The 24193-nt window shown below is 39.7% G+C and carries 20 protein-coding genes; 5 read left to right on the top strand and 15 right to left on the bottom strand.

The features are described from left to right. Positions 1-21: 21 nt before the first annotated feature. From CD126_RS01175 to spxA, 3 genes are all read right to left on the bottom strand, one after another. Positions 22-963, bottom strand: a complete 942-nt coding sequence (locus tag CD126_RS01175; protein ID WP_049406683.1) for a competence protein CoiA — start codon at positions 961-963, stop codon at positions 22-24. Between the two features lie 304 nt (positions 964-1267). Then, the gene (mecA, locus tag CD126_RS01180; protein WP_002472268.1) at positions 1268-1981 is read right to left on the bottom strand and encodes an adaptor protein MecA; all 714 of its coding nucleotides are present in this window, start codon (positions 1979-1981) and stop codon (positions 1268-1270) included. 281 nt (positions 1982-2262) lie between these two features. After that, positions 2263-2658 (bottom strand): transcriptional regulator SpxA, encoded by a 396-nt coding sequence (spxA, locus tag CD126_RS01185; protein ID WP_002472203.1) that lies wholly within the window; start codon positions 2656-2658, stop codon positions 2263-2265. A gap of 484 nt (positions 2659-3142) precedes the next feature. On the opposite strand from spxA, the gene trpS reads away from it, so the two are divergent. Then, positions 3143-4135, top strand: coding sequence for a tryptophan--tRNA ligase (gene trpS, locus CD126_RS01190; protein ID WP_049406676.1), 993 nt, complete (start codon positions 3143-3145; stop codon positions 4133-4135). A 114-nt stretch (positions 4136-4249) separates the two neighbouring features. Here trpS and CD126_RS01195 read toward each other — a convergent pair whose 3' ends face one another. The 5 genes from CD126_RS01195 to opp3b are packed head-to-tail and all read right to left on the bottom strand — an operon-like array spanning position 4250 to position 9949. Continuing rightward, positions 4250-5917, bottom strand: coding sequence for a peptide ABC transporter substrate-binding protein (locus tag CD126_RS01195; protein WP_049406674.1), 1668 nt, complete (start codon positions 5915-5917; stop codon positions 4250-4252). After that, a complete protein-coding gene (locus CD126_RS01200; RefSeq protein WP_049406672.1) occupies positions 5898-6872 on the bottom strand; it encodes an ABC transporter ATP-binding protein in 975 nt (324 codons plus the stop codon). The genes CD126_RS01195 and CD126_RS01200 overlap by 20 nt, the downstream gene beginning before the upstream one ends. Next, positions 6862-7944, bottom strand: coding sequence for an ABC transporter ATP-binding protein (locus CD126_RS01205; protein ID WP_103369903.1), 1083 nt, complete (start codon positions 7942-7944; stop codon positions 6862-6864). Before CD126_RS01205 ends, CD126_RS01200 begins: the two co-directional genes overlap by 11 nt. A 17-nt stretch (positions 7945-7961) precedes the next feature. After that, a complete protein-coding gene (gene opp3C, locus CD126_RS01210) occupies positions 7962-9023 on the bottom strand; it encodes an oligopeptide ABC transporter permease (protein ID WP_049406667.1) in 1062 nt (353 codons plus the stop codon). Further along, positions 9020-9949, bottom strand: a complete 930-nt coding sequence (gene opp3b, locus CD126_RS01215) for an oligopeptide ABC transporter permease (protein WP_049406664.1) — start codon at positions 9947-9949, stop codon at positions 9020-9022. Before opp3b ends, opp3C begins: the two co-directional genes overlap by 4 nt. Positions 9950-10155: 206 nt before the next feature. Here opp3b and CD126_RS01220 point away from each other — a divergent pair, with 206 nt between their 5' ends. Continuing rightward, the gene (locus tag CD126_RS01220; RefSeq protein WP_103369904.1) at positions 10156-10533 is read left to right on the top strand and encodes a DUF3899 domain-containing protein; all 378 of its coding nucleotides are present in this window, start codon (positions 10156-10158) and stop codon (positions 10531-10533) included. A gap of 89 nt (positions 10534-10622) precedes the next feature. On the opposite strand, the gene CD126_RS01225 is transcribed toward CD126_RS01220, so the two are convergent. From CD126_RS01225 to CD126_RS01235, 3 genes are all read right to left on the bottom strand, one after another. Further along, positions 10623-11855: an MFS transporter gene (locus CD126_RS01225; protein ID WP_103369905.1), complete on the bottom strand. Its 1233-nt coding sequence runs from the start codon at positions 11853-11855 to the stop codon at positions 10623-10625. A gap of 145 nt (positions 11856-12000) precedes the next feature. Further along, positions 12001-13245 carry a beta-ketoacyl-ACP synthase II gene (fabF, locus tag CD126_RS01230; RefSeq protein WP_049406657.1) on the bottom strand — a complete coding sequence of 415 codons (1245 nt, stop codon included), beginning with the start codon at positions 13243-13245 and terminating at the stop codon, positions 12001-12003. A gap of 12 nt (positions 13246-13257) precedes the next feature. Beyond that, the gene (locus CD126_RS01235) at positions 13258-14199 is read right to left on the bottom strand and encodes a beta-ketoacyl-ACP synthase III (RefSeq protein ID WP_103369906.1); all 942 of its coding nucleotides are present in this window, start codon (positions 14197-14199) and stop codon (positions 13258-13260) included. 401 nt (positions 14200-14600) lie between these two features. On the opposite strand from CD126_RS01235, the gene CD126_RS01240 reads away from it, so the two are divergent. Further along, entirely contained in the window at positions 14601-14795 is a 195-nt protein-coding gene (locus CD126_RS01240) for a YjzD family protein (protein WP_002472229.1), read from the top strand. Between the two features lie 347 nt (positions 14796-15142). Here CD126_RS01240 and CD126_RS01245 read toward each other — a convergent pair whose 3' ends face one another. The 3 genes from CD126_RS01245 to CD126_RS01255 form a co-directional block, all read right to left on the bottom strand. Beyond that, positions 15143-16633, bottom strand: coding sequence for an aldehyde dehydrogenase family protein (locus CD126_RS01245; protein WP_049406651.1), 1491 nt, complete (start codon positions 16631-16633; stop codon positions 15143-15145). A gap of 367 nt (positions 16634-17000) precedes the next feature. After that, complete coding sequence (clpB, locus tag CD126_RS01250; protein WP_103369908.1) at positions 17001-19613, bottom strand: ATP-dependent chaperone ClpB; 2613 nt, start codon at positions 19611-19613, stop codon at positions 17001-17003. Between the two features lie 352 nt (positions 19614-19965). Then, the gene (locus CD126_RS01255; RefSeq protein ID WP_002472252.1) at positions 19966-20274 is read right to left on the bottom strand and encodes a metal-sulfur cluster assembly factor; all 309 of its coding nucleotides are present in this window, start codon (positions 20272-20274) and stop codon (positions 19966-19968) included. A 158-nt stretch (positions 20275-20432) separates the two neighbouring features. Here CD126_RS01255 and CD126_RS01260 point away from each other — a divergent pair, with 158 nt between their 5' ends. Together CD126_RS01260 and CD126_RS01265 are read left to right on the top strand one after the other, a co-directional pair. Beyond that, positions 20433-21272, top strand: coding sequence for a Cof-type HAD-IIB family hydrolase (locus CD126_RS01260; RefSeq protein ID WP_103369909.1), 840 nt, complete (start codon positions 20433-20435; stop codon positions 21270-21272). A gap of 18 nt (positions 21273-21290) precedes the next feature. Further along, positions 21291-22613, top strand: coding sequence for a CoA-disulfide reductase (locus CD126_RS01265; RefSeq protein WP_049406641.1), 1323 nt, complete (start codon positions 21291-21293; stop codon positions 22611-22613). A 191-nt stretch (positions 22614-22804) separates the two neighbouring features. Here CD126_RS01265 and CD126_RS01270 read toward each other — a convergent pair whose 3' ends face one another. Further along, positions 22805-24103: an NtaA/DmoA family FMN-dependent monooxygenase gene (locus CD126_RS01270; RefSeq protein ID WP_103369910.1), complete on the bottom strand. Its 1299-nt coding sequence runs from the start codon at positions 24101-24103 to the stop codon at positions 22805-22807. Positions 24104-24193: the final 90 nt, after the last annotated feature.

The raw sequence follows: 24193 nt of genomic DNA on the forward strand, positions 1-24193 counted from the left end.
ATTTTTGCACGTTAAAAGCGACTACTCTCTCGTTCTTATACTTTGAATCACGCTACGATAACTATCAAAGAGTTGTTCCTCAATTGCTTGGCAATTCGGGATTGAATGAATAAAATGACGAAATTGAAATAATCCATGGGAATGTTGAGATGGTTCGTTATCCAACTTTCGCATGTAACAGTATTGTAGTTGCCAAGCGACAGGATGCGTTCGAATGTATAATTGATGAGGTAGAATAAAGCCTGTCATCGTATTCACTTGTCGTTGATTCCACTGCAAATGATACATCGCATTTAAAGTAGGTTCATGTACGTTGTTCTGTCGTCGACACATTTGTATATAGCGCTCCACCCGTCGATCACTTAATTTATACAATCTCGTTGTTACTGCTGCCTCACTTTTTCGAAATAACTCTTCCACTGTCATCGCCCTTTTATTACCTACAAACCACTGCCCCCCTATATATTGAATTTCCGAAATACCCACAAGACTCTGATGTTCATCCGACCACGCTATTAATCGCCTTGTCACAGGATTTAAACATGCACTTTGAAATTGCTGTAGTTTCATTCGCCTTTGATAAGTCTTTGGCTCAGGCACAATCCACATCACTTCATAACCTTGATCTTCCAACCCCGTCGTTCGCGCTTGCAGTACTTCTAGAGGAATGGAAGAGAATTGAATTTCAATCGCATAAGTACCATTGACTACGAGATCAGGCCGTTGTTGTATTTGAGCTATAGGCTGTTCCACTGCCACATGATATCCTTTTTGTAACAACTGTTGCGCAAGTACATATTTCGCATTATAGTGCGCCATAGATTCTGAACTGTTGTTTAAACATACACTTTTTACTTTGTGCGCAAAATGAGACTTTACCTTTGTTCCTCTTCTAAAAATCACCGCTCCTCCACAGTCTGGGCAACAATAGTGCTCCCCTTTCATCGCATTAAAAGCAAACACTACCTCTCCTCCTGTATTCAATGCACATAACATTACGTTTCACCTCACTTATATACACGGAGAAGTGACGTAAATTACTTTTACAAAAATTAACTTCTTTAAAATGATGGAAAATAGCAATTTGCCGCGCCTGCTCAACTCTCCCAAAACATAAAAAAATGGGAGTGAGACAGAAATCTACTTGATTTCGTAGTCTCACCCCCGCAAGGATGTCTAGAATTTGAGACAGCGATAGCTATCTCAAGTACAGACAGCTACTGCACGAAATATCAGTTTCGTACACTTAGTCATCTACATTGATCTATTATTCTGCATTATCGTCAAAGTAACGTCTTACCTGTGCAGTGACATTATGACTCATAATAATCTTAGCGTAGTCGTTTAAGAATACTTCGGTCTTGTCAGATGGACTCGCAAATTCGAGCAACTGACTATAACTGTCATTAATAACTTCTTGGTTAACCGTATCGTCGAAGTGAATCATATAATAGTATTCGTTATCTAAGCTATAGAGTAAGTCTTCGAAGTCACGCGTTGGTAAGTTGTGATGATGTGCAAAGTAAATTAATTCTTCTAAATCATTGAACTTCACGAGTAAAGTTTGAACACTTCGTGGTTGTGAAGCTTGTTCTTCTGATTGACCTTTAGAAGATGAAGATTGTTTCTGTTCAAAGATATCTTCTAAGCTTGCGTCTTGATCAAGTGTTTGAGACAGTAAGTCCGTCACTTGATGGTTAAGATTGTTAGCGTCATCGTCAGACATGTTCATCATATCATCATTTTTAGATTTAGAAATTGTTACTTCTACGCCCTTTTCAAATGCATGTACCTGTATCCATAATGGGCCTTCCACTACGAAGTCTTCTTCCTCATTGATCTCTTCCATCATATTCCAGAAGAACTCTTCTCCGCGTTTACGGTCTGCCCATAAATCTTCTTTTTTAAAACCTCTGGCTTCGATATCACTATAAGTTATATATAATTTGACTGTTGTGTCATCAACGCGTTCTATTCTCATTATCATCTCACTCCTTAACAGTCGATGAATAGTATCATTATTGTATTAGAACGTTCGGAGAAATACAATTGTTTTGTTTGATTAAATTTTACTATTGATTTATGACTTCTCACTATAACATATACCCTTCGCATCGCCCAAAAAAACAGCACTTCCCACTGAGTGCTGTCGACAGAAGAGACATGCTATATGCTTGTTAAAAGTCTTAAAACAATGAAGAAACCACAAAGTATGTACGACGTAGTACAGACTTCATGGTCCCGTGAAATAGTGTATTGAAATTAGTCCACCATACGTTGCGCTTCTTGTAATTGGAAAGTACGAACCTTTCTCGGTAAGAAACGTCTGATTTCATCTTCATTGTAACCCACTTGAAGACGTTTTTCGTCTAAGATAATTGGTCGGCGTAATAAGCCTGGATTATCTTGAATAATAGTATATAAGTCTTGAAGTGGCAACGCATCAATATCTACATTTAACTTCTGATATGTTTTAGAACGTGTAGAGATGATTTCGTCTGTTCCGTCTTCAGTCATTTTAAGAATTTGTTTAATTTCGTCTATTGTTAAGTGTTCAGAAAAAATATTACGCTCCGTATACGGAATGTCATGTTCTTGTAACCATGCTTTCGCTTTACGGCAAGATGTGCAACTTGGTGAAGTAAATAATGTTACCATACATCTCACTCTCCTATTATATGAATCTTATTTCTAATTATTCACATTATTTATTTGACTAAGAAATTCAAGGGGTTCAACCCGACTGCGATTGTCTCTAAATTTATCATAAAGTCCCTGACTTGAAATCTTAGGCTGTACATCTTAAGATATACTACATAGTTCAAATAAGACATCGTACTTAAGACCTAGTCTATGAATATCAGTACAAGCAACCTTTTATGAAAATCTATCAACAATCTATACCACTCATTTCAAATGATATAGTCTTCTTAATCATACAATTACATTCTACCCTGATAACATTAAAATTAAATGAGAATTAGTTAATAAAAACTAAAGAATTGTTAAAGTCTCATTAATCTTGCGTTTCAAGTCATCATAAGCCTCTTATCTATAGTCTAACATAACTTACAAACGATTGAAATACTGTTATAATGAGTATCATACTTAGAAATTATTTGTGAAGGCAGGCATCAGATTTATGGAAACTTTATTCTCAGGGATTCAACCTAGTGGTATCCCTACAATTGGTAACTACATAGGCGCACTCAAACAGTTTCGTGATGTACAAGATGACTATGATTGCTACTTCTGTATCGTTGACCAACATGCAATCACTGTCCCTCAAGATCGACTCAAGTTACGTAAACAGACACGTCAACTTGCTGCGATTTACTTAGCTTCAGGTATCGATCCTGAGAAATCCACATTATTTATACAGTCCGAAGTTCCAGCCCACGTCCAAGCAAGCTGGATGTTAACGACGATATCTTCCATCGGCGAACTCGAACGCATGACTCAATTTAAAGATAAAGCACAGAAACAAACTGAAGGTATTCCAGCAGGTCTTCTGACTTATCCGCCACTCATGGCTGCTGATATCGTAATCTACAACACGAATATCGTCCCTGTTGGTGAAGATCAGAAGCAACACATGGAGTTAACTCGTAATTTAGTTGAACGTTTCAATAGTCGTTACAATGATATACTCGTTAAGCCTGAGATTCGCATGCCTAAAGTTGGTGGTCGTGTGATGAGTCTTCAAGATCCAACCCGTAAGATGAGTAAAAGTGATGATAATCAGAAGAACTTTATTTCACTACTCGACGAGCCACGCCTCGCTGCGAAGAAGATTAAAAGTGCAGTGACGGACTCTGATGGCATCATCAAGTTTGACCGTGAGAATAAACCTGGTATCTCTAATTTACTATCTATCTATGCAGGTCTTACTGATAAGACAATCGACGAACTTGTGGAACAATATAAAGATTCTAATTACGGTACATTTAAAGGTGATCTCGCCGAAGTCGTAGAAGACTTCCTTACAGATTTCCAAGAAAAATATGAGTCATTCTATAATTCTGAACAACTTGATGACATTCTAGACCTCGGTCGTGATAAAGCACAAAAAGCATCATTCAAGACGTTGAAAAAAATGGAACGTGCGATGGGCTTAGGTCGTAAAAGAAAATAATTAATTTAAAATACCTTCGCTTTTTGGATTGCATTATTGGTGCTTCCAAGGGCGAAGGTATTTTTATGCGTAGAAAAGCGCTCCGATAAGTTGAGATCGGAGCGCTTATTAAATTTATTCATCTTTTTTCTTTTTGCCTGTTTTGCGGTCAATGCTTTTGTCGATGTGAACATTTTTCAGTGAATAATCCCCACCGATTTGATGGTATTCAATACCTTTTACCTGCGGATTTCGTAGATAAGCTTTACCTTGTTGATAAATTGGCGCAACTGGAGCTTCGCTTAATAGTAATTCTTCAGCCTCTCTCAGTTTATTCATACGTTGCTTTTCTTTAGTAAGCAATGGTCCGTCCGCTTCTTTAAGCATAGAATCATATTCTTTACTACTCCAGTCTGTATTATTCTGTGCATTACCTGTAGTCATAGTTTCTAAAAATGACGTTGGGTCTGGATAGTCTGGTCCCCAGCCAGCTAAAGACATCTCATACTGCATAGATAACTCAGCGTTTACTTTTTGTTTAAATGGCATTTGTTTAATTTTAACCGTTACCCCTGGTAAATTTTTCTCAATATCTGACTTGATGAATTCCGCTGAAATTTTAGCACTTGGTGTATCTTGGACATTTAAAGTAAAAGTAATTTTATCCTTACCTAGCGCCTTTTTAGCTTTAGCTAAATGATCTTGCGCTTCTTTTACATTGTACTTCAATGGTGATTTAACCGTTTCCGCATAATCTTTCGTACTGTTTGGTAAAGGTGCTGTTTGTTTGGCTGTGAAATTATTAAAAGGTTTTGATCCATCACCGAGTACTGAATCAACATAAGATTTTTTATCTATTGCTTGAGAAATTGCGATTCGTAAATCTTTATTTTTAAAGTCAGGGAACACTTTCTCATTCATTTTTAAGTAAAATGTTGATGCTTTTAACTTTTTAAATAACCCAGGGTTATCTTTATATTTGTCAACTTGCTCTGAAGTAATTTCAGTATTATCTACCGAATCTGTATCATAAAGTGACGCACCCGCCTGTTGGTCTTTCAAGATTTTATAATTTACTTTATCCAATTTCACATTCTTTTTATCCCAATATTGGTCATTTTTAACCATCGTGATCTTATCTTCGGCTTTCCAGTCTTTCATTTTGAAAGGACCGTTGTATACAGCTCTATCTGCGCTTGTACCATATCGATCCCCCTCTTTTTTAGCAACTTTCTCATCTTGTGGCATGTATGTACCAAATGCGAGGAGTTCTTTGAAATAAGGTACCGGTTTTTCTAAGTCGATTTGCAGTTTATATTTATTAAGTGCTTTAACACCTAAGTCTTTGACGGGCTTTTTACCACTATTGATATCTTCTGCATTCTTAAGATAATTCATGATAAATGCGTATTCTGAACCAGTCTTAGGGTTTACTGCTTTACGCCAGCTATAAACGAAGTCATTAGCAGTTACTGGATCCCCATTAGACCATTTCGCATCATGACGCAAATCAATTGTATAGCGTTTCTCATCTTTCGAAATTTTTGGCTCACCCTTCGCTACTCCTGGAGTTGCTTTGTCATTCTTATCTAATACATACAACCCTTCATACACTTGTGTAAAAGTTGTAAATGACACGTTATCAGATGCCATAACATTATCTAATGTACTCATGTCCTGAGTTAATGTACTACGGAATACCTGCCCTTTGTTATCATAAAGACTTTCATTTTTACCACACCCACTCAAGACGAAAGCTGCAGCAATGAGGGTGCCGACAATCTTAGTGCACTTGAACTTCATCTGCGTCCCCTCCTTTATCTTGTCGAGTGTTGATATGCTTTCTTAATTCAGCTGCTTCTGCATCTGTCGTAAAGACGTAATGACCGTCCTCAATTTCGTTGAGTTGACGCTCTCCATCTTTGCCATCTTCTTTATAAGTCATGCGCGTGCGTGTACGCTCACTTTCTGGATCTGGTTGAGGTACTGCTGACAATAGAGATTGCGTATAAGCATGTAATGGATGATTATAAATATCTTCGGCTTTCCCTATTTCGACAATTTTACCAAAATGCATCACTGCAATACGATCTGAAATATATTTCACCATCGATAAATCATGGGCGATAAACAAGAACGTGATATTACGTTCACGTTGAAGTTTCAGCAACAAATTAACGACTTGTGCTTGAATCGATACATCAAGCGCAGAAATCGGTTCATCCGCGATGATAAACTCTGGTTCCACTGCTAGTGCACGCGCGATACCGATACGTTGACGCTGTCCACCAGAGAATTCGTGTGGATAACGATTGGCATGTTCTTTGTTAAGCCCTACCGTTTCCAGCAAATCATACACACGTCGCTTACGATCCTTACGACTCGTCGCTAATTTATGAATATCAATCCCTTCAGCGATAATATCCATAACTTTAAGACGCGGATTTAGCGAAGCGTATGGATCTTGGAAGATCATTTGAATTCTCTTATTAAATTTCAACGATTGCTTACGCGATTTGATATTTTTAATATTAGTTCCATCGTAGAAGATATCTCCGCTCGTAATATCATTCAATTTAATAATCGCTTTCCCTGTCGTTGATTTACCACAACCTGATTCGCCAACTAGTCCAAATGTCTCACCTTTAAAGATATCAAAGGAAATATCGTTGATGGCACGGACTTCATTACGTTTACCTTGGTTAAAGTATTGCTTTAAATGCTTGACTTGTACGAGCACTTCTTGATTATTCTCCATCAAACGACACCCTTTCTACCTGCTTCGGTTGAGTATAGTTGTTCGGCATAGTTCTCAATCGTTTACGCACCATCTCAGGTGGTTCAACATGCGGTGCACGAGAATCGAGCAACCATGATCTGACGAAATGTGTAGGTGACACTTTGAACCATGGTGGCATGAGCTTGAAGTCGATTTCTAAAGCATAAGGACTTCTCTCTGCAAACGCGTCACCTTTAGGTGGATGTAATAAATCTGGTGGTGTACCTGGAATCGCAAGTAATTCTGTATCTGAACCTGTCTCTAAATCTGGCATTGAGGATAGTAATCCGCATGTGTATGGATGCTTCGGATCGTAGAAGATTTCATCCACTTCTCCTGTTTCCACCATTTGTCCGCCATACATAATCGCGACACGATCAGCTACGTTTGCTACTACTCCCAAATCGTGTGTGATAAAAATAATCGAAGTTTCGATCTTTTTCTGTAACGATTTCATTAAATCTAAGATCTGCGCTTGCATCGTTACGTCTAGTGCAGTCGTTGGCTCATCGGCAATCAATATCTTCGGTTCACATGCCAAAGCCGTTGCGATAACGATACGTTGGCGCTGCCCTCCTGAGAATTGGTGCGGATAAGCATTAAATCGTTGTTCTGCGTGGGGTAGACCCACTAAATTCAGAATTTCTAGCGCACGTTTTTTCGCTTCACTTTTACTATAATTTCGATGTTTCATCAGTGGTTCCATAACTTGTTTCCCAATCTTCATCGTCGGATTGAGTGACGTCATCGGATCTTGGAAGATCATCGAAATATCTTTCCCTCTCAATTTAATGAGTTCTTTCTCAGTCTTCTGAGTTAAATCTTCACCGAGAAACTTTATACTTCCCTTTTTAATACGACCTGTGTCGCCTTGGAAGAGTTTCGTAATCGCTTTCGTCGTCACGGATTTACCTGAACCCGATTCACCGACAATTGCTAAGGTCTCCCCTTTGTTTAAATAGAAGTCAACACCACGTACTGCTTGCACTTCCCCTGCGCTAATATCAAAGGACACATGCAAATCATTGATTTCTAATATTCTCTCTGACATAATTCCTGCCCCCTTTATTATTTACGCATCTTCGGATCGAATGCATCACGCAGTCCATCACTAAATAGATAGAAGAAGAGTATGAGTAAACTCAATAAGATCGCTGGTATAAAGAGCTCATGTGGATGGATTAAGAGCATTTGACGTCCATCGTTAACGAGCGAGCCAAGCGATGTTTTTGGCGCTGGTACACCGATACCGATAAAGCTAAGGAACGCTTCAAAGAAGATTGCACTAGGTACGGTAAACATTGATGTAACGATGATAGAACCTAAAGCGTTCGGTAAGATATGTCGGAAGATCAGTTTGAGCTTAGATGTTCCCAACGTACGTGACGCTAGGACAAATTCTTGGTTTTTTAACTTTAAAAATGATCCACGAACAACACGGCTCATACCTATCCAACCTGTCACGGTCATCGCTAGGATAATCGTCCATAAAGAAGGTTCGAAGATGAGCACGAATAGAATAACGACAATTAAGTTTGGAATCGACGCGATAATTTCAATCAACCGCTGCATAAAGTTGTCTATCCTACCCCCAAAGAATCCTGAGATCGCGCCGTAGACTACGCCGACGAAGATGTCGAGTAAGGCAGCTGCTACACCGATAAAGAGTGAAACTTGCGTACCTTGCCATGTACGCGTCCACATATCACGACCTAACTGGTCAGTCCCAAACCAGAAGTTCTCTTTCACGCCTGCTTTCTTATAAGCGTCGTGGCCGTCAGCACCTTGACCATCAAATGGTAAAAAGTGGATGTGGTCTAATACTGGGATCTTCGCTGGTAAGTTGCGTCGTTGCACATCTTGTTCTGCATAATCATGGTCACTCAACAGTGGACCTACAAACGCGAATATAATAATGAGTAGCAAGCCAATCATTCCGATGACTGCTAATTTGTTACGTCGCAGTTGGTCCCAGGCGTCTTGCCAGAAACTTTTACTCTCACGTTGTAACTCTGGCTCTTTCTCTAAATTACGTTCACTTCGGATGAAATCATCTGCCATAATCCCTTCAGAGGTATGCGTCATCACTGAATTCGCTTCTGGAGTCCCTGTATCTTTCTTCTTCATCATGACTTATTACCTCCTTCGACACGGATACGTGGGTCAATGATTCCGTATAGAATATCAACCACGAAGATTGAAACGATAAATAGTGTACTGAATAATAATGTTGTTGCCATAATCACGGAGAAGTCATTCGTCGTAATTGATCGTACGAATTGGTCCCCTAGACCCGGCACACCAAATATTTGTTCAATCGTTAATGTTCCTGTTAAGATTCCGGCTAACATTGGAACAATAATCGTGATAACTGGAATCAAAGCATTTCTAAGCGCATGTCCGAATAATACACGCATCGTTGAATTCCCTTTTGCTCTCGCCAGTAATATGTAATCTGCGCTGAGCACCTCTATCATTTCTGCACGGATGTATCGAGCTACCGTTGCGATAACTGAAGCCGATAACGCTAAAGATGGTAACACTGCTGTAGAGAATCCTTCCCAACCAGCTACTGGGAACCATTGTAAGCGTACAGAGAAGACGTATTGTAACAACACTGCAAGTACGAACGACGGTACAGATACTGCGATAACTGAAATTACTGTAGCTGTATAGTCTACCCAAGTATTCTGTTTCGTCGCTGCAGCAACACCAAGGATTAATCCCAGGATGACACCGATAACCATCGCTGAGAGTCCCATTTCCATCGATGGTATTAATCGTGGTTTAATCAATTCCCATACCGGCTGATTGTGATATTGGAACGAGTAACCGAAGTCTCCCATCACAACGTTCTTGATGTAGTGTAAGTATTGAACTGCGACTGGGTCGTTGAGTCCATATTTCTCGTTTAAAATATGCTTCTGAGCTGCGCTAAGTTTAGCATCGTTAAACGGAGATCCAGGCATCAGCTTCATTAAAAAAAACGTAATCGTTATGATGATAAATAAAGATAATATCATATAACCAAAACGCTTTAAGACGTATCTAAGCATATAACATCCCCCTTGTTTAAGTAGTAAACATTCCCTTCGCAATTTTCAGAAATATTTAACAATATTATATAGTTACTTCAGAATGAAATCAATGGTAAATCACTTCATTTTCGTAGTTTATCTATGAATTCATAGCAGAAATCTACACTAAAACCATGATTTAAGCTATACTTATACTAAATTTCTCAAGAGCTAGGATGAGTTCGATGCGTAATTTATCACAATTATTGACGTTTATTCTTATAACACCCGTCATATCATTAATAATCTGGCTATTCACCTCTCACCAGTGGGTGGCATACGTCAATGTCCTGTTCTATGTGGCGATGATACTAAGCATTGCCACCTTTATCTTAATTCTGATTCAGGAAGGTGTCTTTGATGCGACAAGTTATGGTATGCGACGTATGAAGTATCGCTTGTCGAGTAAAAAGCATCAAGCTTCAGTTCAAAATGACGACTTCTTCAATCCGCAACAAGCGAAAAAATCTGATTACTGTGTAGCGTGTTGGGTCAAAATCGCATTCGGTGTTAACGTATGCTATTTAGCTCTAGACATTATCATCGCTTTAATGATGATGTGAGTCAGAGCAATTTATTTATGAAATGATGTAAAATGAGAGTGGATTGCTTAGTACAGCCCACTCTCAAAAATATAATCCTGATGCACGTTTTATTCACTTGGGATATGAGGATTTTTAAACAGTGCAATGTACATCAATGCGCCGCCAAGGAGAATCAGTATGACAACGTAAATTGACATTTGCCACGATAATAGGATTGACCCAAGTATCAATCCAAAGCGAGCGAGAATTTCAGATCCGAAAAAGCATATCGTCTCCATCGCTGAATAAGTTCCTCGTTTGTCAGCAGGTATCATCAGAAAGCGTTGTGCGTTATGAATTGGGGAATAAATGAGCTCACCAATTGTGGCAATGACCATAACGAGGCAGAGCACCCAGAATGAATTCGACATAGTGAGCACACCATATCCTACTGCATAAAGCAGAATTCCTACTATAAATGCTCGGCCTTTTCGCATGAACGTCATCCATTGATTCACTTTGAACGTCATCGTTACGACAACAATTGCGTTAATAATCATGATAGTCGTAAAAATACGCACACCATCAATTGGAATCCCCCATAACTGTATCGTCTGAAATTCGTCTCTCAAACGAACAATAATATAAGAATTCAAACTCAATTCAGCCATCATAGTCAAGATAAAGCCACTGTTGAGTAACATGTAATACTTGTCCTTAAATACAAGTGCTAAATTCTGCAAGAAATGCTTCACTTTTCCTAAATCCTGAGCTCCATAGCTCATCACTTGCTCCACATGATAGTATTTAATAAATAAATACCAACTCACCAGCATAGCCACGAAGAACAAGCTAAATAATAAGTGTTTATGGTGATGATAAAGTGCGGCGCCAAGTAACATACCAAGCGCTAAACTAGCGTTATACACCCAGTAATTCAGTTGATAGACATACTCACGCACATCCTCATAAATTGCATCCATAATCGCCGCATTCAGAATAGTTTCACCTATCCCAGTGAGATTGCTGAAGATAAAGAGAGTTACGCAAAAGATGACGAGCCCGATTCCGTCTAATGTCACTGTTATTGCTAAGAGAATTAAACAGATACTGTAAAGCAAATAAGTGATATGAATCAACTTCTTGCGATTATAATGATCACCAAGATAACCACCTATGAATGAAATCACGATATTCACTAGAATATTCACAATAAAGAACACACCGGCAAAGATAGCATTAATCTTAGACGTTAAGTATAAAGCGATAAACGGCATAATCGCATTCATCGTGGTGCTCAGTAGAAAGTCACCGATAATTCGACTTTTTAACGTGGCTGATAAAGTGAAGAATTTTCCCATCGACTTTTTTCTCCTAATTTTCTGACTTTTAAATACTTTACCTAATATTTAAGATAATTACAACACCTCTTTTACCAATATCGAGAAAGTCCCTTTACAGCACAAAAATCCCCAGCCGTACAGCCGGGGAAACTTGGTCTAGCTATTATCCTTCAAACTTTTTAAATAATAACACTGCGTTGTGGCCACCGAAACCTAAACTGTTGCTCATCGCATAGTTAATATCTAAGTCAGCAGCTTGATTAGGTGTAAAGTCTAAGTCACACTCTGGATCTGGGCTATCTGCATGAATTGTAGGCGCTACACGACCATCACGAATAGATAAAGCTGAGAAGATCGCTTCTAAACCGCCTGTGCCACCGAGTAAGTGACCTGTCATCGATTTCGTTGAACTGATCTTCAACGATTTCGCTGCGTCACCAAAGGTATTCTTAATGGCTTGAACCTCTGTTAAATCGCCTACAGGTGTACTTGTACCGTGCGCATTTAAGTATTGAACTTGGTCTGCTGTAACACCTGCATCATCTAAAGCGAGTTGCATCGCACGTGCACCGCCCTCACCTTCTGGAGCTGGAGCCGTAATATGATATGCATCACCTGTAGAACCATAACCTACGATTTCTGCGTAGATTTCAGCTCCACGTGCTTGCGCTGACTCTAGAGATTCGAGCACCACGATACCTGCACCTTCACCCATTACGAAACCGTCACGACCTTCTTGGAATGGGCGACATGCTGTTTCTTTGTCATCATTTGTAGACAATGCGCGGCTCGCACTAAATCCCGCTACCGCCATATGTGTAATCGGCGCTTCAGTACCACCTGCGACCATCGCATCGGCATCGCCACGTTGAATAATCTTGAATGCATCGCCGATAGAGTTAGTACCTGTAGCACAAGCTGTGACCGTTGATCCGTTTGGTCCCTTCAAACCTAAATCGATAGACACTTGACCTGTAGCCATATCAGGGATCAACATCGGCACGAAGAACGGACTGACACGTCTAGGGCCACGCTCATTCAATTGATTATGCGCTACCTCAAATGTTTCCATACCGCCGATGCCCGAACCAATCCATGTACCAATACGTTCAGCATTATCGTCAGTCACTTCTAGTTTCGCATCCTTCACCGCTTCTCTAGCAGCTACAACTGCATATTGTGTAAAACGATCCATACGGCGCGCTTCTTTACGTGGAATATGGTCTTCAATGTTAAAATCTTTGAGCTCTCCTGCTAAGCTCACGTTGTATTTAGAAGTATCAATACGTGTAATCGTATCAATACCATTCATACCTTCTAAAGCATTCTTCCAAGTTGTCTGCGCGTCATTACCAATCGGCGAAAGTGCACCTACGCCAGTTATTACCACTCGATGCTTATTACTCATATGTTTATCCTCCTATTTACCCCATTTTAAAGTGATAGCGCCCCAAGTTAAACCGCCACCAAATCCGACAAGGACTAGGGTATCGCCATCTTGAATCTTTCCGTTCTCTAACTCTTGTGCAATACTCAATGGAATAGATGCGGCTGAAGTGTTACCAAATTGATCCACTGAAACACTCATCTTCTCTTCAGGAATACCTAAGCGTAAACGTGCAGATTCCATGATTCGTATATTTGCTTGATGTGGTACGAACATATCTATATCCTCAGCAGTCAGACCTGCTTTCTCTACTGCTTTCGTAGACGCTTCGCCCATAATACGTACAGCAAATTTAAACACTTCACGTCCATTCATCACAATCTTATGGGTCTCTTGATCTTGGTAAAGATATTTACCGCCGCTACCATCAGAACCTAGCTCATAACTTAGAATACCATGACCTTCTGATACTTCTCCAATCACAGCGGCGCCTGCACCATCACCGAAGAGCACTGCTGTTGAGCGGTCACTCAAATCTGTAATTTTAGACAACTTATCCGCACCAACGACAAGAATATTATGGTAATCGCCAGATTGAATAAACTGTTTCGCATTGATCATCGCATACATAAAGCCACTACACGCAGCTAACTGATCCATCGTCGCAACTTTCTTTGTTCCAAGACGTTCTTGAAGCATGTTCGCCACAGTTGGGAAAGGATAGTCCCCTGTGGACGTTGCTACCATAATCATATCTATATCTTCAGGTTGAATTCCTGCATCTTTAATCGCTTTCACACTCGCTTCGTAAGCCATATCTGATGTATCTTCGTCATCAGCGGCCCAGCGACGTTCTTTGATTCCGGTCATCTTTGAGATCCATTCGTCTGATGTATCTAAAAATGACTCGAAATAAGCATTATCAATTACTTTGCTTGGCGCATACGCACCAAATCCCTTAATACCCACACTCATGGTTGTACACCTACTTATTCTAATTTTGGTACCAGGTCTTAATTTAACATAGTCTTTCTCACAAGTACAATTACAAATCCTCGTACAATAGTCATATGTTCACTAAATTATAAGTTATCTCTATAGGGATGACAATTGATAAGACCTTCCTAGGTAAAAGTCGATAGAGTCATTATAAGCTTGTTGTATACTAGAAGGACACGCATATGTCACATCACTTTATATTCCACTCTATACAAAACGCTTCATCTTCTATATAATTGTATCTGAATGGATAGTGTCATTAAACTTATACATAAGTCATCTCAACATGACACTTTCAAACAATGACATCACTAATTATAACCTTAATTATCATACAAGTTATGACTTGAAATATTGGAACGATAGGAGGCATAGCCATGAAGTACATTATGGTACTTATTTGGTCAATACTCTTGCTTGAAATGGTAGGCTTCGTACTTACAAGTCTCGATGGCGGTTCTTCTGTTAACTGGATTCTACCTATCATCGTAGCAGTAGTATTTACAATCTTTGTAGCGATCTTTACAGCAATTATCAAACCTACGCACAAATCTTACCAAGAAGAACAATAATCTTTAATTGATCGAGAGCCAGCTGATAAAGCTGGTTCTTTTTTTGTCTAAACCTCCTTTATACCTATTCACATGGAGAGGTACAACAATATCTAAGATTTCTGTCTCAATAAAGTATAAATATTGAAAGTATAGGTAAGCTACTGATCGTTCTAAACAAGCAATTACGCAGTAGTTGACTGTACTTGAGACAGTTGACATTGTCTCAAATACTAGTCAACCTTGCAGGGGCAAGACTACGAAATCAAATAGATTTCTGTCTTACTCCCCAAAAAAGCTCGATGGCACAACGCCACCGAGCTTTCTACATATTACTTCCACTCATAGCTATATGAGCTATAGTCTAATTAATACAAGCCGTTTTTCTCATTACTTGTATCAATAAAGATATTTTTAACTTGTTGATAGTTCTTAATCGCTTCTTTATAAGTTTCGCGACCAATACCTGATTTTTTATAACCGCCGAATGGTGCACCTGCAGGAACTTGGTTGTAAGTGTTGATCCATACACGTCCTGTACGCATGGCTTTAGCAACGTTTAACGCACGGTTGATATTTGTAGTAAAGATACCACCTGCTAAACCGTATTCAGAGTCGTTCGCAATCTTCACAGCTTCTTCTTCGTCTTCGAACTTAATCACTGTTAAGACTGGACCAAAGATTTCTTCTTGCGCTAATTTATTATTGTTGTCGTCTACTTCAATGATTGTTGGTTCAAAGAAGTAACCTTTATCCATGCCATTGTCAGTGATACGTTTACCGCCTGTAATGATACGCGCATCGTCTGCTTCTTCAGCATATTTCACATAAGACTCGATCTTCTCGATTTGTTCTTGACCTGTTTGACTACCCATGAGTACATCTTCGTCGAATGGGTCGCCCACTTTAATGCTTTCGAACGCCTCTTTCAAGCGATCCATCACTTTGTCATACACACTAGATTGAAGTAATAATCTTGATCCGGCACTGCAAACTTCACCTTGGTTGAGTAAAATACCAATTTGGATACCTTCGATGGTTTGTTCAAGGTTCGCATCATCAAAGACGATGTTGGCACTTTTACCACCTAACTCAAGTGTAGCTGGCACGATACGGTCTGCTCCGGCTTGCGCAACTTTGTAACCTACGTCGGTAGAACCAGTGAATGACAACTTGTGCACGCCTTCGTGATCGAAAATAGCTTGACCAGATTCAGAACCTTTACCAGTCACGACATTTACTACGCCTTTAGGTAGTACATCTTGGAAGATCTTCGCTAACTCAATAAGTGATAACGGTGTTGAAGATGAAGGTTGAATCACGACTGTGTTACCTGCCGCTAATGCTGGACCAAGTTTCCAAGAAGCGAGTAATAATGGGAAGTTCCATGCCACTACGGCCCCTACAACGCCAATTGGTTCGTGACGTACGATACTCATGTGGTCTTCGTTCAAGTCATTAACTGTACCTTCGTCAGTTTGTAGAACGCTCGCGAAGTATTTAAAGTGTTGCGCAACGAATGGTAAGTCGAAACCGCTTGTTTCACGATAAGGTTTACCATTCTGTAAAGATTCGATTGTTGCAAAATGTTCCATCTTGTCTTCGATACGGCGACTAATTTCGAGTAAATAGTTCGCTCTTTCGTCTTTAGAAGTCTTGCTCCAAGAATCGAAAGCTTGTGTAGCCGCTTCGACTGCTTTATCTACATCTGACTTAGATGCTTTCGCAATCTTAGATAACACTTCACCGTTAGATGGGTTCGTCACCTCTAAAGTGTCACCTGATTCACTAGCTTGAAATTCGTTATTGATAAATAAACCATATTGTTCATCTAAATAGTCTTTCACATTTACAGCCATAATAGACCTCCTCTATCTCTATTTCGGACTTTGCGTGATGTGACAATATCTATATAAGTCGTTAGTGCTTTTGGAATATCTATTATGGTATATTCCCTCTTTACGCTATTTTTAAAAGTAAGAAGCTTAAATTACTAATTTTCGGTGATTTTAAAGGTGACTATGTAAAAGGATTTGCCGTTGAAACCGTGATAGCTCAAGCCCTACTAAATCATTCCCCCCCTTCTCCTCCCCATTCCACTTCAAACGCAAAAAAGAAGCCGACCTATGAAAGCATTACGCTTCCAAGTCGACTTCTTCTCGTTTAAGGAGCTAATTTAATTTATCATGGCAGAGTGCAATTACTATTCACACTCTTCTACACCGTTTACTCAGCCGATTCTGGTTTCTCTACATCAAACGTTAAACCATCGTCTGTGAGGTCAACATTCACATGTGTACATTCTGGAAGGTTCTCACGAATCATACGACGTGCTAATGGTGTTTCAATTTGACGTTGTACGAATCGTTTCAATGGACGTGCACCGAATTGTGGTTCGTATGCTTCTGAACCTAACCATTGTTTCGCTTTATCTGAAACATCGATGCTTAAGCGTTGATCCATCAATCTGATGTTCAATTGAGCGATAATTTTATCAACAATGTGGCTCATATCTTCTTCAGATAATGGTTTGAATAAGACGATATCGTCCATACGGTTCAGAATTTCTGGTTTGAAGTAAGCGTTCAAGCTATCCATCACAGCTTTTTCAGTATCCTCTGTGATCACACCAGAATCTTTCACATTTTCAAGTAAAATTTGTGAACCAATGTTACTAGTCATAATGATAATCGTGTTCTTGAAGTCCACGCTACGACCTTGTGAGTCTGTTAAACGACCTTCGTCGAGAATTTGTAATAAGACGTTGAACACGTCTGTATGTGCTTTCTCGATTTCGTCGAGTAAGATAACTGAATAAGGGTTACGACGAACAGATTCAGTTAATTGACCCCCTTCGTCATGACCTACGTAGCCTGGAGGGGCACCGATGAGACGTGAAACGGAGTGTTTCTCCATGTACTCACTCATGTCGATACGAATCATGTGTCTTTCTGAATCGAATAATGTTGAAGCAAGTGATTTGGCTAATTCAGTCTTACCTACACCTGTTGGACCTAGGAATAGGAAACTACCGATTGGTCGGTTAGGATCCTTGATGCCTGCACGTGCTCTGACAACAGCGTCAGAAACAAGGTCTACTGCTTTATCTTGACCTACGACACGTTCGTGAAGAATATCAGATAATCCTAATAATTTCTCACGTTCGCTTTCAACCAACTTAGATACTGGAATACCTGTCCAAGAGCTTACGATGTCACCGATTTCTTCGTCAGAAACAACTTCACGAATGATGCGATCAGTGTCGCCACTTTGTTCATCTTGGAAAGCGTCTTCCATTTCACGTAATTCTTTCTCTAATTGTGGAATACGTCCGTGCTGTAATTCAGCTGCTTTTTCAAGATTGTAGTTATTTTCAGCATCTTCAAGTTCTTTACGGCTTTCATCTAATTCTGCACGTTTTTCTTGAAGTTTGGTAATTTTTTCTTTTTCTTGTTCAACACGAGATTGAATTTCAGATTGTTTTTCTTTTTCATTTGAAAGCTCTTCTTGAAGTTCTTTCAAGCGTTGTTGACTGGCATTATCAGACTCGTTCTTCAAGGCACTTTCTTCAATTTCTAACTGCATCACACGACGGTTAACTTGGTCTAACTCAGTTGGGTTAGAACCCATTTCTGTACGAATTGTCGCACACGCTTGGTCAACCAAGTCAATCGCTTTATCTGGTAAGAAACGATCTGTGATATAGCGGTCAGAAAGTTCTGCTGCAGCGACTAACGCACGGTCTTGAATACGCACACCGTGGTACACTTCGTAACGTTCTTTCAAACCACGTAAGATAGAAATCGTATCTTCTACATCCGGTTCGCTAACTTGAACTTTTTGGAAACGACGTTCAAGTGCAGAGTCTTTCTCGATGTTTTCACGATATTCGTTCAGTGTAGTCGCACCAATACAGTGCAATTCACCGCGCGCTAACATCGGTTTCAACATGTTGCCGGCATCCATTGAACCTTCAGTCTTACCTGCACCAACGAGCATGTGAATTTCGTCGATGAATAGGATGATACGACCATCTGATTCTTTGACTTCTTTCAATACAGCTTTCAAGCGTTCTTCAAACTCACCGCGATATTTCGCACCTGCAACGAGGGCACTTAAATCGAGCTCGAAAATCGTTTTATCTAAGAGTGATTCAGGCACGTCTTTCTTCACGATACGTTGCGCTAAACCTTCTACAATCGCAGTCTTACCTACCCCAGGTTCACCGATGAGGACTGGGTTGTTCTTCGTTTTTCTGCTGAGAATACGTATCGCATTACGTATTTCTTCGTCACGGCCGATGACTGGATCCATGTTACCTTGGCGTACTTCTTCAACTAAGTCACGACCATATTTCTCTAATGCTTCGTAGTTTACTTCAGGATTTTGTGTCGTCACATGATTTCCCCCTCTAACTTTCTTGATTATCTCTTCAATAACTTCTTTCTTATATTGTGTCGCTTGTTGCGTTGTATCATCAATATCCATCGCTGCTAGGAGGAGATGTTCCATTGAGATAAACTCATCTTCGTACTGCTTCATGTATTGTTCTGCTTTGTTGATGAGTTCGTTTGCTTTAGCACTAATATACTGTCCGTATTGGACGTTATCTCCTTGGACAGACGGATAGCTTTGTAATTTCTTATCATATTGTTGCGCGAGTGCATCGACATCGATGTCTGCGCGTTCTAGCACGCTTTTGAAGAGACTTTCGTCCGCTTCTACTGCTGCTTTTAAAATGGCTTCAATTTCAATATTTTGATTTTCATATTCTTGAGAAAGTCCAATTGCTTTTTGTAAGGCTTCTTGGACTTTATAAGTCATTTGATTGATATCCAAATTATTCACCTCTGTACAGCCGCTTTCTGTCGCTTTTTCAGGTTGATTGAAAGCAAGCCTTAAGCTTCATTTTAGATAAAATTACTACTAGGTTTGATCAAAGAAATTTTTTGACTTTGACTTTCTTTGACCTTAACTATATTATACGACGCCTTTTATGAGAATTCAACCCTAAAGGTCAAAATTAGTTAAACTTTTTTAAACCCGTTTTAAAACGGATAGTGGCGCTCATCATTCGAGCTCATTTTACTATAAACCTTTTACCTAAAATATAAAAATCAAAACATCAAACCACATAAAAAAGAACTAACAACAGCTTGTGATTTATTAGCCATTGCTAGTTCTGGTTGGATTATCCAATACCTAGCGCAATCTTCGCATAGCGAGACATCATTTCTTTGTCCCAAGGTGGATCCCAAACAATATTAACCTCTGTATCTTGAATTTCTGGAATATCTGCTAATACGGTCTTCACTTGGTTAACAATCTGCGGTCCAAGCGGACAACCCATAGATGTTAGCGTCATTTCGACAGTACAGAGACCATCGTCATCGACATCAACTTTATATACCAAACCTAAGTTAACGATATCAATCCCTAACTCAGGGTCAATAACCATTTCTAACGCATTCAGTATACTGTCTTTCAATGCTTCATCCATTCGTCTCACCTCTCAGAATTTAATGATATACACAATATATCAAATATATTACAAAACGCCAATAAAATGCTATGATGTTAGTGCAATATTGCGCGTACGAGTAATAGTTTCCGACTATGAATTGCGCAGTTGTAATCACTGATAAGGAGCAAGTAATAATGAAGACAACGAACCCCTATCTTATTTGTTTAGACCTAGATGGTACACTACTCAACGATGAGAAGGAAATTTCACCTTATACTAAGCAAGTATTGCTCACTTTGCAAGAACAAGGTCATCATTTAATGATTGCTACAGGTCGACCTTACCGCGCTTGCGATATTTACTATCATGAACTCAAGATGCATACGCCCATCGTTAATTTCAATGGCGCTTACGTCCACCACCCAGATGACACAGCATTTGAGATAATTCATGATGAGCTAGAATTGGATGTCGCACATGAAATGATTCGTTCGCTCAAAGAATACAATGTGTCCAATTTGGTTGCAGAAGTACGCGACCACGTGTACATCGACAATTACGACGAAACGCTATTCGAAGGGTTCTCTATGGGTAACCCAAATATAGAAATCGGTAATTTACTCGAGAACTTAACTGAAGCACCGACTTCTTTATTAGTCGAAAGTCCTGAAGCGCAAATTCCTCAGATTAAAGATATGTTAAATCACTTCTACGCTGAGAATATTGAACATCGTCGTTGGGGTGCCCCATTCCCAGTTATCGAAATTGTGAGAAAGGGTATTAATAAAGCTGGAGGCATTGACTACGCACGTCAGTATGTCGATATCGATCGCGATCACATCATCGCTTTCGGAGATGAAGATAACGATAGTGAGATGTTGAAATATGCGACACATGGCGTAGCGATGGCTAATGGCTTAGATGAGATTAAAATGATTGCGAATGAAGCATCATATTCCAATAACGAAGATGGTATCGGTCGTTATTTAAATGACTTTTTCAATTTAAATATCCCTTATAATGCAGATAAATAAGAAAGGACATGACAAGTAATGCGTAAGATTGTAATCGTAGGTGCTGTAGCTGGCGGAGCGACAGTAGGTAGCCAAATTCGACGTTTAGACTCAGAAAATGAAATTTTAATTTTTGAAAAGGACCGTGACATGAGTTTCGCCAATTGCGGCCTTCCTTATTATATTGGTGGCGTCGTTCAAGATAGAGATCAAATATTAGAAGCCACTCCTGAGGCATTTTACGATAAAAAGAAAATTACAGTAAAACCCTATCATGAAGTCACGGCGGTCAATACTGAAGCGAAGACCGTAACGGTGTATAACCGAGAGTCTGACCGCACGTTTGAAGAAAGCTATGACACGTTGATACTGAGTCCGGGTTGTCGCGCTAACCGTCTAGATGTGGACAGTGACATGATCTTCACACTACGCAATATGGAAGATACAGATGCGATTGACCAATACATTCGTGAACATCAAGTACAGCGTGCACTCGTGATAGGCGCTGGGTATATCAGTTTAGAGATTCTGGAGAATTTGTATCATCGCGGTATCGAGCCAACGTTAATCCATCGTTCTGAAGAAATTAATAAATTGATGGATCAAGATATGAATTCACCTATTCTAGATGAATTAGAAAAACGTGGTATTTCCTATAGATTAAATGAAGAAATGACTAGTGTGGATGGCCATACTGTTACTTTCAAATCCGGTAAACAAGAAGATTATGATTTAATCATTGAGGGCGTAGGTGTGAAGCCGAACTCTGAATTTCTTAAAGGTTCTGGTCTTCAACTCGATGATCAAGGTTACTTACCAGTCAATGCCCGTTTCGAAACGACTGTGCCAGATGTCTACGCTTTGGGTGATTTAATTACACAACGTTATCGTCATGTTGACCTCCATGCACATGTACCTTTAGCTTGGGGTGCACATCGTGGCGCAAGTATCATTGCTGAACAACTTGCTAGCGATAGTAACGTAGCGTTTCCTGGATTCCTAGGTGCGAATATCGTGAAATTCTTCGATTATACGTTCGCTAGTGTGGGTGTGAAACCGCAAGAGCTCAAGCACTTTGATTACACGATGGTTGAAACGAAACAGAATCAACACGCAGGTTATTTCCCGGGAAATGAACGCTTACATCTTCGTGTGTATTTCGAGAACGGCTCACGTAAGATCATTCGAGCTGCTGCAGTAGGCAAAGACGGTGCAGATAAAAGGATCGATGTCTTATCAATGGCTATGCAGAATCAACTTACCGTCGACGAACTCACTGACTTTGAAGTGGCTTATGCGCCGCCATATAGCAGTCCTAAAGATGCGATAAATATGATCGGATATAAAGCAAGAAATAAGTGAGCAAAACAGAAAGCAGAATAATTTCTTTGTCTTGCTCACGCCTCGCTGCCTTATATTCGAGACAGCGCTAACTTTTTCAAGTACAGACAGCTACTGTGAAAACACGATGTCGTGAAGAGAATGACATCGTGTTTTTATTATTATATGTAGTTCGCTCGTATCTCGTTATCTATTGAAGACGTTTCTTAAATTTAATCCAAGGCTTCTCGATTCAGATGACCTTTTAAAGTATGGTCTGAATATGCTTTTCTAAAATAGCCCCGTTCTTGAAGAATAGGGATAACTAAATTGATGAACTTTTCAAACGACTCAGGAAATGTAGGTGGCATAAGCATAAAGCCGTCACAAGCCTCGGTTTCAAACCAGTCAATCATTTCTTGAGCTACCTGCTCAGGTGTTCCAACAATTGTCTTGTGGCCTACCCACGTACCGAAACGATCTAGTAACTGCCTTAATGTTAATTCTTCTTCCTCACATGCCCTTTTAATCGCCTCATATAATGAACGTGTCATTTTACGAGTTAACTTCGAATAATCCGGAAGTTGTGGTACACGCGCATCTAAATCCCAATCGCTTATATCCCTTCCTAGCGCTTTACTCAATTGAATTTTACGCTTAGCTACAGGTATAAAGTCATCAAGTTGTGCTTTCAATTGCTCTGCCTGTTCGTAAGTTTCATCCACATAAACCGTTAAACCAGGAAGAACAAGCGGCGGACGACGTTGTTCCGACTCTGCTCGATGATGAATACCTGATCTGAAATCTTGCGCATCCTGCCGGTTCCAAGCGATAGAGAAGATTGCTTCTACATGCTTGGCCGCTAAAGCGCGTCCTGGAAGAGAGGTTCCTGCTTGAAATAATAAAGGTCTATCGTAGGCGCTCGTAGGGATATTGATTGCACCATCAACTTTAAAGTAGTCACCTTTATGTTGAATCGGACGTATGTAGTGATTATCGAGCCCCTCGCCTTTTTCTTTATCATTAACAATCGCATCAGTTGTAAAAGAACTCCAAAGCTTCTTCATCACTGAAACAAACTCATCAGCCCTCGCATAGCGTTGTTCTAGAGGGGGTAAATGATCCATTGAAAAGTTCTGCGCTTCTGCATCAAATTGAGAAGTCACAATATTAGCACCAATTCTTCCGTGAGAAAGTTGTTGTAAACTAGATAACATCCGAGCCGCAAGATAAGGTTCGTAAAAGGTTGAAGAAATGGTTGATATCAAGCCAATGTATTGTGTTTCTCGCGATAGTGCTGCTAAAGCAGTTAAGAGTTCAAAGTAATAAGAAATATGTCCTGTTTCTTCTCCAGAAATGTATTGACCGTCACCTAAAAAGAAAGCATCTAATTTACCTTTTTCAGCTAACTGAGCAATTTTAACTTGAAAATCAATGTCTCCCACTTCGTCGATATGAGAATGAGGTAAGCGCCAAGATGCTGGGTGTAAACCTGTACTATAATAAAGTACCGTTAAATGCATTTCTGACATGCGATCAACTCCTTTCACAATAGTTTGATATTTAACATGAGTATAGCAAACTCTTTTACTAAAATTAATATATGAAAGTTAAACTTTTAA

The sequence above is a fragment of the Staphylococcus pettenkoferi genome (assembly GCF_002902685.1).
GTDB classification, from domain to species: domain Bacteria; phylum Bacillota; class Bacilli; order Staphylococcales; family Staphylococcaceae; genus Staphylococcus; species Staphylococcus pettenkoferi.

Bases quoted from the DNA above. Each gene is read 5' to 3' on its own strand.
- mecA (WP_002472268.1), bottom strand. From the start codon at position 1,981: ATGAGAATAGAACGCGTTGATGACACAACAGTCAAATTATATATAACT.
- spxA (WP_002472203.1), bottom strand. From the start codon at position 2,658: ATGGTAACATTATTTACTTCACCAAGTTGCACATCTTGCCGTAAAGCG.
- trpS (WP_049406676.1), top strand. From the start codon at position 3,143: ATGGAAACTTTATTCTCAGGGATTCAACCTAGTGGTATCCCTACAATT.
- CD126_RS01195 (WP_049406674.1), bottom strand. From the start codon at position 5,917: ATGAAGTTCAAGTGCACTAAGATTGTCGGCACCCTCATTGCTGCAGCT.
- CD126_RS01200 (WP_049406672.1), bottom strand. From the start codon at position 6,872: ATGGAGAATAATCAAGAAGTGCTCGTACAAGTCAAGCATTTAAAGCAA.
- CD126_RS01205 (WP_103369903.1), bottom strand. From the start codon at position 7,944: ATGTCAGAGAGAATATTAGAAATCAATGATTTGCATGTGTCCTTTGAT.
- opp3C (WP_049406667.1), bottom strand. From the start codon at position 9,023: ATGATGAAGAAGAAAGATACAGGGACTCCAGAAGCGAATTCAGTGATG.
- opp3b (WP_049406664.1), bottom strand. From the start codon at position 9,949: ATGCTTAGATACGTCTTAAAGCGTTTTGGTTATATGATATTATCTTTA.
- CD126_RS01220 (WP_103369904.1), top strand. From the start codon at position 10,156: ATGCGTAATTTATCACAATTATTGACGTTTATTCTTATAACACCCGTC.
- CD126_RS01225 (WP_103369905.1), bottom strand. From the start codon at position 11,855: ATGGGAAAATTCTTCACTTTATCAGCCACGTTAAAAAGTCGAATTATC.
- fabF (WP_049406657.1), bottom strand. From the start codon at position 13,245: ATGAGTAATAAGCATCGAGTGGTAATAACTGGCGTAGGTGCACTTTCG.
- CD126_RS01235 (WP_103369906.1), bottom strand. From the start codon at position 14,199: ATGAGTGTGGGTATTAAGGGATTTGGTGCGTATGCGCCAAGCAAAGTA.
- CD126_RS01240 (WP_002472229.1), top strand. From the start codon at position 14,601: ATGAAGTACATTATGGTACTTATTTGGTCAATACTCTTGCTTGAAATG.
- CD126_RS01245 (WP_049406651.1), bottom strand. From the start codon at position 16,633: ATGGCTGTAAATGTGAAAGACTATTTAGATGAACAATATGGTTTATTT.
- CD126_RS01255 (WP_002472252.1), bottom strand. From the start codon at position 20,274: ATGGATGAAGCATTGAAAGACAGTATACTGAATGCGTTAGAAATGGTT.
- CD126_RS01260 (WP_103369909.1), top strand. From the start codon at position 20,433: ATGAAGACAACGAACCCCTATCTTATTTGTTTAGACCTAGATGGTACA.
- CD126_RS01265 (WP_049406641.1), top strand. From the start codon at position 21,291: ATGCGTAAGATTGTAATCGTAGGTGCTGTAGCTGGCGGAGCGACAGTA.
- CD126_RS01270 (WP_103369910.1), bottom strand. From the start codon at position 24,103: ATGTCAGAAATGCATTTAACGGTACTTTATTATAGTACAGGTTTACAC.